Annotated in this window: 13 protein-coding genes and 1 tRNA gene; 5 read left to right on the forward strand and 9 right to left on the reverse strand. The window is 68.4% G+C overall.

Translation table 11 applies throughout. The features are described from left to right. Position 1: 1 nt before the first annotated feature. Positions 2-1,954, reverse strand: coding sequence for an ATP-dependent DNA helicase (locus ACLSSQ_RS11020; RefSeq protein WP_130458284.1), 1,953 nt, complete (start codon positions 1,952-1,954; stop codon positions 2-4). A 201-nt stretch (positions 1,955-2,155) separates the two neighbouring features. On the opposite strand from ACLSSQ_RS11020, the gene ACLSSQ_RS11025 reads away from it, so the two are divergent. The 3 genes from ACLSSQ_RS11025 to ACLSSQ_RS11035 all read left to right on the forward strand — a co-directional run bounded on the left by ACLSSQ_RS11025 (position 2,156) and on the right by ACLSSQ_RS11035 (position 6,544). Further along, positions 2,156-5,035: an EAL domain-containing protein gene (locus tag ACLSSQ_RS11025; RefSeq protein ID WP_416242691.1), complete on the forward strand. Its 2,880-nt coding sequence runs from the start codon at positions 2,156-2,158 to the stop codon at positions 5,033-5,035. 221 nt (positions 5,036-5,256) lie between these two features. Beyond that, the gene (locus ACLSSQ_RS11030; RefSeq protein WP_416242692.1) at positions 5,257-6,159 is read left to right on the forward strand and encodes a recombination-associated protein RdgC; all 903 of its coding nucleotides are present in this window, start codon (positions 5,257-5,259) and stop codon (positions 6,157-6,159) included. A 61-nt stretch (positions 6,160-6,220) separates the two neighbouring features. Then, positions 6,221-6,544, forward strand: coding sequence for an integration host factor subunit beta (locus ACLSSQ_RS11035; RefSeq protein WP_014237206.1), 324 nt, complete (start codon positions 6,221-6,223; stop codon positions 6,542-6,544). 110 nt (positions 6,545-6,654) lie between these two features. On the opposite strand, the gene ACLSSQ_RS11040 is transcribed toward ACLSSQ_RS11035, so the two are convergent. Continuing rightward, positions 6,655-7,347, reverse strand: a complete 693-nt coding sequence (locus ACLSSQ_RS11040; RefSeq protein WP_416242693.1) for a Bax inhibitor-1/YccA family protein — start codon at positions 7,345-7,347, stop codon at positions 6,655-6,657. A gap of 213 nt (positions 7,348-7,560) precedes the next feature. Here ACLSSQ_RS11040 and ACLSSQ_RS11045 point away from each other — a divergent pair. Further along, positions 7,561-7,648, forward strand: a tRNA-Ser gene (locus ACLSSQ_RS11045). Positions 7,649-7,825: 177 nt separating this feature from the next. On the opposite strand, the gene ACLSSQ_RS11050 is transcribed toward ACLSSQ_RS11045, so the two are convergent. From ACLSSQ_RS11050 to queD, 7 genes are all read right to left on the reverse strand, one after another. After that, complete coding sequence (locus ACLSSQ_RS11050) at positions 7,826-8,332, reverse strand: DUF4189 domain-containing protein (protein WP_416242694.1); 507 nt, start codon at positions 8,330-8,332, stop codon at positions 7,826-7,828. A 238-nt stretch (positions 8,333-8,570) separates the two neighbouring features. Next, complete coding sequence (locus tag ACLSSQ_RS11055; RefSeq protein ID WP_416242695.1) at positions 8,571-9,428, reverse strand: DUF2894 domain-containing protein; 858 nt, start codon at positions 9,426-9,428, stop codon at positions 8,571-8,573. After that, entirely contained in the window at positions 9,421-10,065 is a 645-nt protein-coding gene (locus ACLSSQ_RS11060; protein ID WP_014237202.1) for an OmpA family protein, read from the reverse strand. Before ACLSSQ_RS11060 ends, ACLSSQ_RS11055 begins: the two co-directional genes overlap by 8 nt. Continuing rightward, positions 10,065-12,155: a hypothetical protein gene (locus ACLSSQ_RS11065; RefSeq protein ID WP_416242696.1), complete on the reverse strand. Its 2,091-nt coding sequence runs from the start codon at positions 12,153-12,155 to the stop codon at positions 10,065-10,067. Before ACLSSQ_RS11065 ends, ACLSSQ_RS11060 begins: the two co-directional genes overlap by 1 nt. After that, positions 12,152-12,913 (reverse strand): DUF3348 domain-containing protein, encoded by a 762-nt coding sequence (locus ACLSSQ_RS11070; RefSeq protein WP_416242697.1) that lies wholly within the window; start codon positions 12,911-12,913, stop codon positions 12,152-12,154. Before ACLSSQ_RS11070 ends, ACLSSQ_RS11065 begins: the two co-directional genes overlap by 4 nt. A 103-nt stretch (positions 12,914-13,016) precedes the next feature. Further along, the gene (locus ACLSSQ_RS11075; protein ID WP_416242698.1) at positions 13,017-13,685 is read right to left on the reverse strand and encodes an alpha/beta hydrolase; all 669 of its coding nucleotides are present in this window, start codon (positions 13,683-13,685) and stop codon (positions 13,017-13,019) included. Positions 13,686-13,720: 35 nt separating this feature from the next. Beyond that, entirely contained in the window at positions 13,721-14,167 is a 447-nt protein-coding gene (queD, locus tag ACLSSQ_RS11080) for a 6-carboxytetrahydropterin synthase QueD (protein ID WP_416242699.1), read from the reverse strand. A 132-nt stretch (positions 14,168-14,299) separates the two neighbouring features. On the opposite strand from queD, the gene ACLSSQ_RS11085 reads away from it, so the two are divergent. Further along, complete coding sequence (locus tag ACLSSQ_RS11085) at positions 14,300-15,151, forward strand: radical SAM protein (RefSeq protein WP_416242700.1); 852 nt, start codon at positions 14,300-14,302, stop codon at positions 15,149-15,151. Positions 15,152-15,207 lie beyond the last annotated feature (56 nt).

Below are 15,207 nucleotides of genomic sequence, written 5' to 3' on the forward strand. Positions count from 1 at the left end.
ATCAATTGGGCTGGAGGGCGGCATAGAAATCCAGGACTTCGATCAAATCCCGGGTCCGCTTCATGGGCGGCAGGCTGCGCCAGACGCGCTTGCCGTAGGGTTTGGTGATGAGCCGGGGGTCGCAGATCATCAGCACGCCCCGGTCCGTCTCGTCGCGGATGAGGCGGCCGGCGCCCTGCTTGACGTTGATCACGGCCCGGGGCAGCTGGTATTCCATGAAGGCGCTGCGGCCTTCCTTTTCCATCTGTTCCACCCGGGCTTTGAGCACCGGGTCGTCCGGCGGGGCGAAGGGCAGCTTGTCGATGACCACCAGGGAAAGGGCCTCGCCGCGCACGTCCACGCCCTCCCAGAAGCTCTGGCTGCCCACCAGGACGGCGTTGCCGAGGCGGCGGAAGCGTTCCAACAGCTCGGTCTTGCTGCCTTCGCCCTGGAGCAGCAGGGGCATTTCCAGGCCCTCGTCCTCCAGCTTGGCGGCCAGCAGTTCGTGGGTGCGGCGCATGGCCCTGAGCGAGGTGCACAGGAAGAAGGCGCCGCCGCCGCAGGCCTTGAGGGCGGGCCAGGCGGCCTCCACCACGGCTTCGGTGAAGCCGGGCAGGTTGGGATCGGGAATGTCCCGGGGGGCGTAGAGCACGGCCTGCTGGCCGTAGTCGAAGGGGCTTTCCCAGCGGGCCGATTCGGCGTCCCACAGGCCCAGCTCGTTGCAGTAGTGGGAGAAGTCGGCCTGCACCGCCAGGGTGGCGGAGGTGAAGATCCAGGCCCGGGGATGGCCGTCCAGCTGCTTGCGGAAGAGGCGGGCCACATCCAGAGGGGTGGCGTTGAGCTGCAGGGAATGGTTGAAGGCCTCACCCCAGCGCACCACCCCGGGCTGCTCCTGGCGCCACTGGACGAGGCGCTGCAGCAGTTCGCCGTTGCGCCGCCAGCAGTTCTCCAGGCCCTCGCTGCGCTCAGCCTGGTTTTCCAGGATGGCGTTGAGCAGCTCCAGTTCCTTTTCCAGGTTGGCAAGGCCGTCGAGGAACTGGGCGTTGCCCTCGAGCTGGCCCCAGGCGTAGCGGGCCGGCTCCACGGCGACGGTGAGGCGCAGGTCCTTGGCGGCCTTGTCCACGATGCGGGTGGCCTCCTGCAGGTCGAGGCAGTCCCGGGCGCTGGCCAGGCCCTCGCTGCGGGCGTCCCGGGCCAGGTCCAGGACCTGGGAGGTGGAGAAGCTGTCGCCGAAGAAGAGGCTGGCGGTTTCCGGCAGCTGGTGCGCCTCGTCGAAGATCACCGCGTTGCAGGCCGGCAGCAGTTCGGCCATGCCTTCGTCCTTGAGCATGACGTCGGCGAAGAAGAGGTGGTGGTTCACCACCACCACGTCCGCCGAGAGGGCTTCCTTGCGCGCCTGCAGGACGAAGCATTCCTTGTGGTGGGGGCACTCCTGGCCCAGGCAGTTCTCCCGGGTGGAGGTGGCCATGATCCAGGCCGTGGCGTTTTCCGGCACGTCCAGGCACTCGGCCTTGTCGCCGCTGCGGGTTTCCTTGGCGAAGCGGGCGATCTTCTGGATGTAGGCCACGTCCTCCCGGTTCTGGAAGCGGCCGTCGAGCAGGGAGCGGTCCAGGTGGTAGGGGCAGACGTAGTTGGCCCGCCCCTTGAGCAGGGCCACCTTGACCGGGGCCTTGAGGGCGGCGCGGACGGTGGGGATGTCCTTGTTGAAGAGCTGGTCCTGCAGGGTCTTGGTGCCGGTGGAGACGATCACCTTGCCGCCGGAAAGCAGGGCCGGTACCAGGTAGGCGTAGGTCTTGCCGGTGCCGGTGCCGGCCTCGGCCACCAGCATGCGGTTGTCGGCGATGGCGGCGGCGATCTTCTCGGCCATCTCCACCTGCTGGCTGCGGGTGCGGTAGCCGGGGATGTTGGCGGACAGGGGGCCGCCCGGCTCGAAAACGGCGGCGGTATCAGCGACGAGATGGGGAGAGGCGAGCATGGAGGCGGGACCGAAACAGGGTGCCAATGCTACCAGAAAGCCGGCCCGCCGCCTGCGCCGGCCGCAGGGCCGCACCCGGCGCCGGCCTTGCTCCCCGGGCTGCCGGGCAAAGCGCCGGAGGCCGGCGCCGTCCGGGTTTCCCCACGACTGCCGCATATAACTATAGTAATATTCACGCTCGAAATTCCGCCGCCGTTCTCCGTGTCTCTGGTCATCAACGAAAAATCCCTCCCCCGCCTGCAGCTCATCGGCATGCTGACCCTGGTCCTGGTATTCACCCTGGGCCTGGGCATCCACTTCACCCTGCAGCACGAGCGGGATTTCGAGGCCAGCCTGGCGGCCCTGGAGGCGGAAACCCTGGCCCAGCAGCAATCCCTGCTGGAAGCCGAGGTGGATTCCAAGCGCAACTACCTGGAGTTCGTCCGCTCCCGTACCGAATCGGTGCTCAAGACCAGCCTCAAGGTCCAGGTGGACCAGGCCCTGGCGCTGGCCGAGGCCATTTATGCCCAGGAAAAGGGCAAGCACCCGGAAAAGGAAATCCGCCGCCTGGTGGTGGAGGCCCTGCGCCCCTTGCGTTTCTTCGACGGCCGGGGCTATTTCTTCATCGACGACCTGGCCGGCAACTGCGTCCTGCTGCCCACGGCCCCGGGCCGGGAAGGTAGCTCCCTGCTCGACAACCGGGACGACAGCGGCCACTACATCATGCGCGGCCTGATCGAGGCGGGCACCCGGGGCGACGGCTATTCCCGCTACCGCTGGTACGCCCCCGGCAACGAGAAGGAAATGGCCGACAAGATCGCCTACGTGCGCCGCTTCGAGCCCTTCGGCTGGCTCATCGGCGCCGGCGACTACCTCTACCAGATGGAGGCGGACCTGCAGCGGGAGGCCCTGGAGCGACTGCGTTCGGTGCGCTTCGCCCACGACGGCTACCTGGCGGTGCTGCACGAGAACGGCAACATCCTCATCACCCCCGCCAACCCGGGAATCGAAGGGCGCCGCCTGGAGAGCCTGGGGGGCAGCGACGAACAGCGCACCATCGCCCGCATTCTCGACCTGGCGCGGCAGGGCGGCGGCCCCATCCGCTACGACTGGATCAACCCGGCCACCGGCAAGCTGTCGCCCAAGCTCTCCGTGGTGCGGCCGGTGGAATCCTGGGGCTGGGTGCTGATCGCCGGGGTCTACCTGGACGACCTGCAGGAAGACCTGGCGCGCCGCCGCAGCTCCCTGGAATCGGGGGTGCGCCAGCACATCAGCACCACGGCCCTGGTGCTGGCCGTCGCCGCCGGCGCCACCCTGCTCTTCTCCTTCTTCTTCTCCGGCTGGCTGGCCCGCCTCTTCCGCCAGTACCGGGAGGACCTGGACAGCCGCAATGCCCAATTGCTGGAAAACGCCCGGGAACTGAAGCTGGCGGCCCAGGTGTTTGAGAGCGGCAACGAGGGCATGGTCATCACCGACTGCAGCAACCGCATCGTCACCGTGAACCAGGCCTTCACTCGCATCACCGGCTACCGGCCGGAAGAGGTGGTGGGGCACAATCCGTCCATGTTCTCCTCGGGCCGTCACGATGCGGATTTCTACCGCCAGATGTGGCGCCAGTTGCAGGAGACCGGCGCCTGGTCCGGCGAAATCTGGAACCGGCGCAAAGACGGCTCCTTCTTCCCCGAGTGGCTCAACATCAGCTGCGTGCGGGATGACGGCGGCCAGGCCAGCCACTACATCGCCGCCTTCTCCGACATCACCGAACGCAAGGCGGCCGAGGCCCAGGTGCGCCACCTGGCGGAGTACGACGCCCTCACCAACCTGCCCAACCGGGTGCTGCTGCAGGATCGCCTGGGCCAGGCCATCGCCGCCGCCCGGCGCTCCGGCACCTGCCTGGCCCTGCTCTTCCTCGACCTGGACCGCTTCAAGAACATCAACGACTCCCTCGGCCATGCCGTCGGCGACCAGGTACTTTGCCTGGTGGGCGAGCGGCTGGTGGCGGCGGTGCGGGCCAGCGACACCGTCAGCCGCCAGGGCGGCGACGAATTCGTGGTGCTGCTGCCCCAGTTGGAAAGCCCGGCCCAGGCCGCCAGCGTGGCGGAAAAGCTGCTGCACACTCTGGCCACGCCCCTGGCCATCGACGACTACGAGCTGGCGGTGACGCCCAGCATCGGCATCGCCGTCTTCCCCGAGGACGGCGAGGATGGCGACACCCTGCTGAAGAACGCCGACGCCGCCATGTACGTGGCCAAGGAAAGCGGGCGCAACAACTACCAGTACTTCACCGCGGCCATGAACGCCCGGGTGTCCCAGCGGCTGCTGCTGGAAAACAACCTGCGCCAGGCCCTGGCGCGCCAGGAGCTGGCCCTGCACTACCAACCCCAGTACGACCTGCACAGCGGCACCCTGGTGGGCTGCGAGGCCCTGCTGCGCTGGCGGCAGCCGGAGCAGGGCCTGATCCCGCCGGACCGCTTCATCCCGGTGGCGGAGGAGACGGGCCTGATCCTGCCCATCGGCCAGTGGGTGCTGCGGGAAGCCTGCCGCCAGGCCCAGGCCTGGCAGGACGCGGGCCTGCCGCCCCTGGTGGTGGCGGTGAACATTTCCGCCGTACAGTTCCGCCAGGCCAACCTGGCCGCCCTGGTGCAGGAAGCCCTGGCCGCCAGCGGCCTGTCGCCCTGCTGGCTGGAACTGGAGCTGACCGAATCCATGCTCATGGAAGACGGCGAGCGCCACACCCAGACCCTGGCCCAGCTCAAGGCCATGGGCATCCGCCTGGCCCTGGACGACTTTGGCACCGGCTATTCCAGCCTGGCCTACCTGAAGCGCTTCTCCCTGGACAAGCTGAAGATCGACCGCTCCTTCATCCGCGACCTGCCCCAGGATGCGGAGGACGCCGCCATCACCACCGCCATCATCGGCATGGCCCGGGACCTGGGCCTGGAAACCCTGGCCGAAGGAGTGGAGACGGAACAGCAATGGTCCTTCCTCGCCGAGCGGGGCTGCGCCCAGATGCAGGGTTTCCTCCGGGCCCGGCCCATGCCGGCGGACGAGATCACCGCCCTCCTGGGCCGCCACGGCAGCGCCACGCCCGCGAACGACTGAGGACGCCGCAGCGGCACCTGCCCCGGGAGGCAGGCGGGACGGACCTGGGCGCCGCCCCATGCCGGAAACGCCCTTCCCTGCTGGGTTTCAGGCAGATCGTTGGTGGCGCGCCGCTTTCCGCGACGTCCCGCCATGGACGAAATCAAAGCCCCAAGCCGGGGCGTTTGCGGGCGGATTGCGCGTAGAATGGCGGGTCCATTTTCAGACCCATCCCATTGCCCATGTGGTTCAAGAACCTGCAAATCTACCGTCTGCCCGCAGGCTGGAAACCCAGCCCCGAAGCCCTGGAAACCCAGCTGGGCCGCAACCGTTTCAACCCCTGCGGTCCCATGGACCCGCAAACCAAGGGCTGGCTGCCCCCCACCGACGAGCCCGCCCTGGCCCACGCCCAGGGCCCCTATCTGCTGCTCTCCCTGGCCGTTGAACACAAGCTCCTGCCCTCCTCCGTGGTCAACCAGACCGCCCAGGAACGGGCCGAGGAACTGGCCGTGCAGCAGGGCTATCCGGTGGGCCGCAAGCAGCTCAAGGAACTGCGCGAACGGGTGCGCGACGAACTGATGCCCCGGGCCTTCACCCGCCGCCGCCGCACCAGCGTCTGGATCGACACCGCCGGCGGCTGGCTGGTGGTGGATGCCAGCAACGCCTCCAAGGCCGAGGAAGTGCTGGAGATGCTGGGCAAGTCCCTCGACGAATTCCCCCTCACCCGCCTCAACACCACCATGTCCCCGGTGGCGGCCATGACCGACTGGCTGGCCGGCGGCGACGCCCCCGGCGCCTTCACCATCGACCGGGACTGCGAACTGAAATCTCCGGTGGAGGAAAAGGCCGCCGTGCGCTACGTGCGCCACACCCTGGAAGGGGACGACGTGCGCCAGCACATCGCCGCCGGCAAGCTGCCCACCCGCCTGGCCCTGACCTGGAACGACCGCATTTCCCTGATCCTCACCGAGAAGCTGGAAGTGAAGCGGGTCGCCTTCCTCGACGTGGTCAAGGAAGAGGCGGAAAAGCAGGCCGAGAACGCCGCCGAGCAGTTCGAGGCCGACCTGGCCCTGATGAGCGGCGAATTCTCCCGCCTGCTGCCGGCCATCGTGGAGGCCCTGGGCGGCGAGCAGCCCCTGCAATAAGTCATTGAATTCAACGGCCCCCTTGAAAAGGAGGGGGCCTGTCGGGTTAGAATCGCCCCCTATGACCAAATCCGAACTCGTTGCCGATCTGACGGGCAAGCTTCCCCATCTGACCACCCGGGATGTGGACTTTGCCGTCAATCTGATGCTCGACGCCATTGCCGAAGCGCTGACCCGGGGCGACCGGGTGGAAATCCGCGGTTTCGGCAGTTTCTCCCTCAACTACCGTCCGGCCCGCCAGGGCCGCAATCCCAAGACCGGTGAACAGGTGGAAGTCCCGGCCAAGCACGTGCCCCACTTCAAGGCCGGCAAGGAACTGCGGGAACGGGTCCAGGAAGCCGCCGAAGCGGCCGCCCGGGATCAGCGCCTGCGCCAGGCCGCCTGAACCCCGCAGCACCCCGCCACACCGATCCACACACCCATAACACTCGAGACAGACCATAAAAAAAGGGGCGGCCCACGGGCCGCCCCTTTTGCATGCTGCTAGCGCAACGTTCAGTCGCGCTCGCCGGTGAAGGCCATCAGCAGGTTCAGCAGGCTGACGAAGACGTTGTAGATGTCCAGGTACACCGACAGGGTGGCGACGATGTAGTTGGTCTCGCCGCCGGTGACGATGCGGCTGATGTCGTAGAGGATGTAGGCGGAGAAGAGCATCACCGCGGCAGCGGAGATGGTCAGGGCCAGGGCCGGGATCTGGAAGAAGATGTTGGCCAGGGCCGCCAGCAGGATCACCACCATGCCGATGAAGAGGAACTTGCCCATGAAGGAAAAGTCCTTCTTCGTCACGGTGGCCACGGTAGCCAGGGTGAAGAAGATGGCACCGGTGCCGCCGGCCGCCATGGCGATCAGGGAACCGCCATTGGAGAAGCCCAGGGCCACCTGCAGGATGCGGGACAGCATCAGGCCCATGAAGAAGGTGAAGCCCAGCAGCAGGACCACGCCCATGCCGCTGTTCTTGGTCCGCTCGATGCCCCACATGAAGCCGAAGGCGATGCCGAGGAACAGCAGGAAGGAAATCATCGGGCTGCCGGCGAAGAAGGAGAAGCCCATCTGCACGCCGACCATGGCCCCGATGACGGTGGGGATCATGGAGAGGGCCAGCAACAGGTAAGTGTTGCGCAGCACCTTGTTCTGGGTGGCAAGGCCGGCCTGGGTGCCGGCACCGGTCATTTGATACTGGGGAAGCATGGAGTCCTCCAAAAGAACGAGTTGGTTTTTGTTAACGGCTAAGACTAACCGGGCCCCGGCAAAGTTGCAAACCTGGGAGCCCCCCTTACACACCGTTACAGAAAGGCATTCCGGGCGGTCACGCCGGCGCCGCCAAAAGGGCCGCCGGCCTGTGCTATGATTGCGCCCCACATCGCCCTCCGGCCCGCTGTCCTGCAGGCTCCCGGCGACTGCGGAGGCTTGGGTGAGTGGTTTAAACCAGCAGTCTTGAAAACTGCCGATGGGCAACCATCCGTGAGTTCGAATCTCACAGCCTCCGCCACTTTTTCCTCCCCCTGCCGTCACGATCCAGCAGCCCGTGCAAAAAGGGCTCGGACGACGTCATTGCATCAATCAAGCCGCGGTATCCCGCCAGACGCTCTGCCGACCAAGCCGGCCCCAAATCTGCCCCAAATTTTCCCTGCCACCCCGCACACCGTGAAGGCGGGAATGACCTGACTCAGGGCGCGGAACGGACCGCCTGCAGGCCGGCGATGGCGCCGCTCCAGACGACGCTGCAGCGCCGCTCCGCCGCCTCTTCGCAATGGCGAACCGCCTGGCGCTGGGCCTCGTTGAGGTCGGCGAAACCGAAGGTGAGGAAGGAGCGCCGGTCGCCGGCGTGATCCGGCTCGGAGCGGGCCAGGACATAGAAGCCGGCCTGGGTCACGGCCAGCGTCACCTGACAGTTGGCGGCACCGCAGTTGGCCAGGGCCCGCCTGCGGGCGTCCGGCAGGCCGGCGCTGCTGCGGGAGAAGGCAGCCTGCACCTGGTTCTCCGCCCGCACCACGGCCTTGGTGGTATCCAGCGCGCAATCCCGACGGGGGGCCTGGCGGTTGCACAACTCCAGGGCCGCCAGATTGGCTTCCAGTTGGCTGTCGCGGGTGGCCCAGCCGCTGGCCTCGCCGCTGCCGGCCGCATAGGCCGAGGCGCCGGCCAGGGCCCCGGGGGAAGCCAAAAGAATCATCATCGCCGGCACCAGCCGACCCACCACGCTGCCTGTCACTGCCCATCTCCCAATAGAAATCCGCACCGCTGCCAGATTACCCCTGCCAGCTTACCCGTTCACCCCAACTCGGAACCAGCGGCCGCTCCGTACGCGCCTGCGCCGGGGCAAGCGGTGCAATGCGGAGCGCGCCAGTTCTAGCGAAAAAACCGTCGCCGCGTATCCGCTCCCGGCCACAGGGCGACGGCCCGGCAGGTCCAGGCTAGTCGCTGCTGCCAGAACGGGTGCCTTTCCTGCCGGCGGGGGCGGCGATCTCGTTGCGCCGTTTGACGGCGCCGCTGAGGTCCTCCATCTGTTCCAGCCAGAGCAGGGTGTCCGCATAGGACATGAAGCGCTGCAGATAGTCCGGTGACACCTCCTGCATCAGTTGCAGGGCCCGCAGCACCAGCAGGTGGGAATTGAGGGGGCCGGCGTTTTCCGGCGCCTGGGCCAGGGCCTGGGCCAGCTGCTGCTCGGCGCTGAGACGGGACCAGGTGCTGCGGAAATAGCGCAGGGACTTGAGTTCCCGGGCCGGGGAGACCGTGCCGGAAGGGGCCTCGCCAGTGCCGGTCGCCACGGCCGGTGCGGCGACAGGAGTTGCCGGCGCCCCCTCGGGAGCCGCAGGCGGCGGTTCCGCCGCGCCTCCCTGCCCTGCCCCATCGCCCAGGCCGGCCATGTACGCCAGCAGGCCAGCCAGGGGGCCCGGCCCGGCGAAGGCATCCAGGGCCCCAATGCGGCGGGTAAGGCCGGCGAGGTCGCCGGCAGCGAACAGGGCCTGCAACTCGTCGGCTGCCTGAGGATGCCGCGCCGCGGCCCGGGCCAGGGCCTCGGCGGCGGACTGGCGGGCGGCGGCAAGACGCCGGCCGTAGGCGTCCATGGCCGCCTGCAGCCGGGAGGCCAGCCCTTCGGCAACGCCCCCCCGGTACGTCCGGCTGCGGCGGGCCAGGGCTTCCAGGTAGCGCAGGCCGACCGGGTCGAAGCCGGCGGCGCCCTGTTGCCGCAAGTCTTCCAGGGCCGCGTGGCCGGCCGTGGGCGGCAACGGCACGGTGCCGGCCGGCGCGCCCGGGGCGGCCTCAGTCATGGGGCTTGCTGCCGCCATTGGTGGTCCTGGGCACCGGCGCCATTTCGACACGCCGGTTGCGGGCCCGGTTCTTGGCGTCCACATTGGGCGCCACCGGCTGCTCGGAGCCGAAGGCGGCGGCGAAAACGGCGGACGAGGGCACGCCTTCGTCGATCAGGGCCCGGGTCACGGTCAGGGCGCGCTGGGCCGACAGCTCCCAGTTGTCGTCGAACTGGCGGTTGCTGCCCTTGACCGGCATGTCGTCGGTGAAGCCGCTGACCATGAGCATCTCTTCCCTCGCCCCAAGGTAGGCGGCCAGGGGCGCGGCCAGGCTCTTCAGCACCTGCCGCCCCTCGGGCTGCAGTTGGTCGGAGTTGAGGGAGAACAGCACGCTGCCGCTGATGCCGATGCGCCCGTTGTTGAGGGTCACCCGGCCCGAGGCCAGGGGAATGGCCAGGGCCTTTTCCAGGGCCATGCGCCGCTGTTCCTCGACCTGGCGCTTTTTCACCTCGGCCTCCAGGGTGCTGACCAGCTCCAGCTGGACGCCCAGCACCCCCACCAGGATCAACACGAAGGCGCCCAGCAGACCGGCCATGAGGTCGCCGAAGACGGCCCACACGGGGGCCGTCTGTTCGACGCTGGCGTCCACCTCCTCCATCAGCCCACCTCGCCGGCGACGGCGGCCGGCCGGGCGGAGAGGCCCTGCAGGTCATCGACGATGCGCTTCTGGGACATGATGCTGAGGTCGATGATTTCCCGGGCCTGGGCCACGTAGTAGGCCAGCTGCTCGTCGCTGCGGGCCATGCTCTTGTCGAGGGAGCCTTCGAGGCGCTGCAGGTTGGCCACCAGCTTGTCGTTGGATTCGGCGAAGCACTGCACGGCATGGCCGAAGGCCTCGCTGAGGCTGGCCACTTCCACGGCGCTGGTGGTCATCTGGGAGGCCACGTCGATCATCCGGGCCGACTCGCCCCCCACCTTGTCGGTGAATTCGGCGCCGACCCGCTCCAGCATGGCGGCGGCGGAGGAAACCAGGGCGTCGATGGCGCTGCGCTGTTCCACCGAGGCATGGTTGATGGCGTCGAGCAGGCCGTTGAGGGTTTCCATGAGACGGCGGCGCTCTTCCAGCAGTTCGTTGTCCCGCACCATGCTGCCGGAGAGCTGCTGGCGCAGTTCGCCGATGACTTCGGCGGCCACCCGGGGCGCCTCGGCGGCGGTCTGCATGAGCCGGGCGATTTCGTTGATGGTGTCGCTGGCGTGGGCCTGGGCGTTTTCGCCGATCTGCCGGGCGGTCTGCTCCAGGGTGGCGCAGATCTGCTGCTGCTGGGCCAGGGTCCGGGCCCCGGCTTGCTGCCACTCGCCCTGGAGGGAGGCGGCCATGGCCTGCAGGGACTGGGCCAGGGCCTGCTGCCGCTGGGCATCCTGGGCCGCCAGGTCGGCCTGCAGGCTGCGCAGTTCGCCGATCACCTGGGTCACCACCCGGGGCGTCTCCGCCGCGGCCTGCATCAGCCGGGCCACTTCGTCGATGGTGCGGCGGGCGTGCTCTTCCGCATTGGCGTTGAGGCTTTGGGCGCTGGCCTCCAGGGTCCGGCAGATCTGCTGCTGCTGTTCCAGACCGCGTTCGCCCGCCTGACGCCATTCCTGCTGCAGGCTGGCGGCCATGCCTTCCAGGGACTGCTGCAGCGCCGCCTGGCGCTGGGCTTCCCGGGTCGCCAGATCGGCCTGCAGGCTGGCGTTGTCCTCACGGACACCGGACAGCAGGGTCGCCGTTCCCTGCTCGAAGGCGGCTGCCAGGGCGGCCACCTGGGAGGTGACGCCGGCGGCCACCCGCTCGTGCAGGGAGGTGGTTTCCCGGGCGATGCCGGCCATGGTGGCTTCCACCACCGGCTGGATGGCGGCGCCGGCGGCCCGGGCGCTGTCGCTGAGGCTGGCCTTGAGGGAGGCATCGACGGACTGGGCCAGATTGCCATAGACCTCCCGCACGTCCCGGTGGAAGGCTTCCTGGCTGGCGGCCAGACGCTGGTGCAGTTCCAGACTGTGGCGCTCCATCTGGGCCATCATGGCCTGCAGCTTGTCGGCCACCTCGGGCAGGGACTGGGACTGGGCCTGCAGGGCCTTGAAGGTTTCCTGGCGCTGGTGCACCAGGGAAAAGCCGCGCAGGCTGGTAGCGATGCGGCTGTCCAGCCCCTGGGCGGTGAGCAGGCGCTGGCGCCGGCACAGGGAGGAGATGAGGCCCAGCATGGCGGAGGCGGCAACGCCGGCGACGGAGGTGCCGAAGGCCAGGCCCAGGCCCTTCACCGGCGCCGCCAGGGAGGCGCGGATGGTCTGCAGGTCGGTGGTGCTCTCCAGGGCCAGAACGGCGCCGTTGAGGGTCACCACCATGCCGAGGAAGGTGCCGAGCATGCCGAGCATGACCAGGAGGCCCACCAGATAGGGCGTCACCGTGGGGCCGGGCAGGCCGGGCCGCTCCCCCTCGATGCGCAGGCGCACGGCGCTCTGCAGGGAGGGATGGACCTGCACCAGCCAGTCCGCCAGGTGTTCCAGGTTTTCGGGAATGCGCTCCAGGGCCCGGGCCAGGCTCTCCGTGGCCTGGTGGAAGCGCAGCAGTTCCAGGGCGCCGGCGCAGTACACCACGCCGATGATCAGGGTCATGCTGAATGCCAGGGGATGGGAGGCCATATAGCCCACCCCTACCCAGCAGACGGCGATCAGTCCCACCGCAAAGGCGGCCAAGCAGAAATTTCGGTTCATTGCGACTTGCTTACCTCATTGCCAAAAGCCTCCACCAGTCCCAGGACCGGTTGCAGGCGAATCTCCAGTTCCGCCAGCAGCACGCTCTGCAGATCCTTGCAGAACACCGCCAGCCAGCCTCCCGGCTGCATCCAGCGCGCCACCCCGTCGGCCTGGGAGGAAGCCTCCAGGGCCGAGGCGTAGGCGTCGCGCAATTGTTCGAAGCGTTTTTCCAGCAACAGGGGCACGTTGAGGAACAGGTTGCGCTCCCGTTCCGCCAGGGCCTTTTCCAGGACCCCGTCCAGCCCCGACAGCTGGCGCAGGGACGGGGAGCCGCCCTTGAGCGCCTCCCGCACCTGGGCCCGCAGCTGCACCAGGGCCGCCTCCATCTCCCGTTGCTGGGCCAGGTAGTAACGCCGGTAAGGCAGGTACTTGCCGCCGCTTTCCAGGGTGGCGCCGGCTTCCGGCACGGACAGCTTGATGCGGGCCTTGCCTCCGCCCCCCTGGGTGATGGCATCGCGCAGGGCCGCCTGGGCCCGGGCCACCAGGGCAGCCACCTGGTCCGCCGCCCCCGCCGCCGTCCCGCCCGGTCCCTGGCGCAGGGAAGGATGGAGGGCGCCGGAAAGGGCGATGGCGTGGTTGAGGTCCAGCCACTGCCCCAGCCGTTCGGCGAAGGACGGCTTGCCACGGCTCTCCGCCCTGGCATCGCCCCGCTCCCCGGCGTTGAAATCGGCGAGCAGGCGCACGAGCCGTGAACTGTTGAAATTGGTACGCGACAAATACGTCTTCACTACGGCGATGGGTTGTACCAACGGATTGCCGGAAGCGGTGCCCGCCGGGGGCCCGGCCCTTCCTCGATCCACCAAGTTGCCGGCGGCGCCCCTAGGCCGCCAGGCGCCGGGCAAGCCAGGCGCCGATGTCCGCCACCTCTTCCAGGCAGACGGAATGTTCCATGGGATAGAGGCGCCATTCCGGCGCCAGACCCCATTGTTCCAGCCAGTCCCGGGCCTGCAGGCCCAGGGCCGGCGCCACCACGCCGTCGTCGCTGCCGTGGGCGGCGAACACCGGCAGTTCCCGGTTGGCCGGGCGCAGCTCCCGGCGCACCAGTTCCGGCGCCGGCAGGTAGGTGGACAGGGCGATCAGTCCGCCCAGGGGCTCGGCCTGGGTCAGGGCCGTGGTGTAGGCCACGGCGCCGCCCTGGGAAAAGCCGGCAAGGAAAATGCGCCGACTGGGAATGCCCGCCGCCACCTGTTCGCCGATCAGCTGCCGCACCGTTTCCCGGGAGCGCTGGAGACTGGCCTCATCCACCTCCCGGCTGCCCGGGGCCAGGGACAGGATGTCGTACCAGGCGCGCATCTCGTAACCGCCGTTGCAGGTGACGGGCATGTAGGGCGCGTGGGGAAAGATGAAGCGGCCGGGCAGTTCGGGCGGCAGCCCCAGTTCGGGGATGACGGGCACGAAATCGCTGCCGTCGGCACCCAGGCCGTGCAGCCAGATAAGGGCGAAGGTCGGCGCGGAACCGGTATCGATCTGGATCGGGGCGTCGTTCACGGGCACACGGCGGGAAAGAAAACGGGGACGCCGGGTCAGTCCCGGCGCACCGCGTCGGCCCAGCAGTTGGGCGTTTCGTAGAGGCGCACCTGCTGCAGGCGCAGATGGTTGCTGTAGCTGTCCTGATAGACCGCATCGAGAATGCGGAAAGCCGTTTCCGACAGGTTTTCCGCCGTGGGAATGCAGTCCAGCACCACGGTCTTGTGGTCCGGCAGGGTCTGCAGGAATTCCACCACCGCCTTGTCCCCGGCATAGACCAGGAAGGCGTGGTCCCACACATCCACCACATGGGCCTTGGCCAGGGCCTTGACGTCGGAGAAGTCCATCACCATGCCGTTGGCCGGATCGCCGTCCTTGCTGATGATGTCGCCGGCCAGGGTGATTTCCAGGACGTAGCGGTGCCCGTGTAGATGGCGGCACTGGCTGCGGTGATCGGGAATGCGATGGCCGGCATCGAATTCCAGGCGGCGGGTGATTAGCATGCTGGGGAGGTGTTTTTGTAAGCCGCTGATTATATCATTGGCCACCAGCCCGCCCCGCCGCCGCTGCCGGGCGCCTCTCCGGCCCGGCCCCAGCCCCGCTCCGGCCATTCTTCAGCCACTGTCCGACCGCCCATGGAATCCCCTGCCCAGCCCCTCAGCGTCACCGACCATCGCCGCGACAGCGCCGGTCTGACCTACGTCTATCCGGTGGTATCGCGCCGGGCGGGCGGCATTTCCGTCGGCATCAACCTCAATCCCAACAACGCCTGCAACTGGGCCTGCGTCTATTGCCAGGTGCCGGATCTCACCCGGGGCGGCCCGCCGCCCATCGACCTGGCCCAGCTGGAACGGGAACTGGACGCCATGCTGACGGACCTCCTGCAGGGCGATTTCATGCAGCGGGCCGTGCCGCCGGAAGCGCGCCGGCTGATGGACATCGCCTTTTCCGGCAACGGCGAACCCACCAGCGCCCCCGAATTCCCGGCGGCGGTGGAAGCAGTGCGGCGCCAGATCGAACGGCACCAGCTGCAGGGCCGCATCGCCCTGCGCCTGATCACCAACGGCAGCCTGCTGCACCGGCCCGAGGTCCAGGCCGGCATCGGCCGCCTGGGCGAAGCCGGCGGCGAGGTCTGGTTCAAGGTGGACCGGGCCACGGTGCCGGGCATGGAGGAAATCAACGGTACCCGGGGCGATCCGGGCAAGGTCCTGGCCAATCTGCGCCGCTGCGGCGAACTGGCCCCCACCTGGGTCCAGACCTGCCTCTTCCGCCGCGACGGCGCCGCACCAGCGGAGGCCGAGCTGACGGCCTACCTGGAGCTGCTGGCCCAGGCCGGGGAACGGCTGCGCGGCGTCCATCTCTACGGTCTGGCCCGCCCGTCCCTGCAACCCGGGGCCAAGCGTCTCGAGCGCCTCAGCCCGGCGGAACTGGAGGCGGTGGCCGTGCGTATCCGCGCCCTGGGCCTGCCGGTCACGGTCAGCCCCTGAAAAACGGCACGGCAGACCCCAAAAGAAAAAGCCCCTGCAAGCAGGGGCTTTTTTTA

Source organism: Azospira sp. APE16 (assembly GCF_047901315.1).
Classification (GTDB): domain Bacteria; phylum Pseudomonadota; class Gammaproteobacteria; order Burkholderiales; family Rhodocyclaceae; genus Azospira; species Azospira oryzae.

Coding starts and splice junctions, on each gene's coding strand:
- ACLSSQ_RS11040 (WP_416242693.1), bottom strand. CDS start 7,347: ATGCTTCCCCAGTATCAAATGACCGGTGCCGGCACCCAGGCCGGCCTT.
- ACLSSQ_RS11050 (WP_416242694.1), bottom strand. CDS start 8,332: ATGATGATTCTTTTGGCTTCCCCCGGGGCCCTGGCCGGCGCCTCGGCC.
- ACLSSQ_RS11065 (WP_416242696.1), bottom strand. CDS start 12,155: ATGAACCGAAATTTCTGCTTGGCCGCCTTTGCGGTGGGACTGATCGCC.
- ACLSSQ_RS11055 (WP_416242695.1), bottom strand. CDS start 9,428: ATGACTGAGGCCGCCCCGGGCGCGCCGGCCGGCACCGTGCCGTTGCCG.
- queD (WP_416242699.1), bottom strand. CDS start 14,167: ATGCTAATCACCCGCCGCCTGGAATTCGATGCCGGCCATCGCATTCCC.
- ACLSSQ_RS11020 (WP_130458284.1), bottom strand. CDS start 1,954: ATGCTCGCCTCTCCCCATCTCGTCGCTGATACCGCCGCCGTTTTCGAG.
- ACLSSQ_RS11085 (WP_416242700.1), top strand. CDS start 14,300: ATGGAATCCCCTGCCCAGCCCCTCAGCGTCACCGACCATCGCCGCGAC.
- ACLSSQ_RS11030 (WP_416242692.1), top strand. CDS start 5,257: ATGTGGTTCAAGAACCTGCAAATCTACCGTCTGCCCGCAGGCTGGAAA.
- ACLSSQ_RS11035 (WP_014237206.1), top strand. CDS start 6,221: ATGACCAAATCCGAACTCGTTGCCGATCTGACGGGCAAGCTTCCCCAT.
- ACLSSQ_RS11060 (WP_014237202.1), bottom strand. CDS start 10,065: ATGGAGGAGGTGGACGCCAGCGTCGAACAGACGGCCCCCGTGTGGGCC.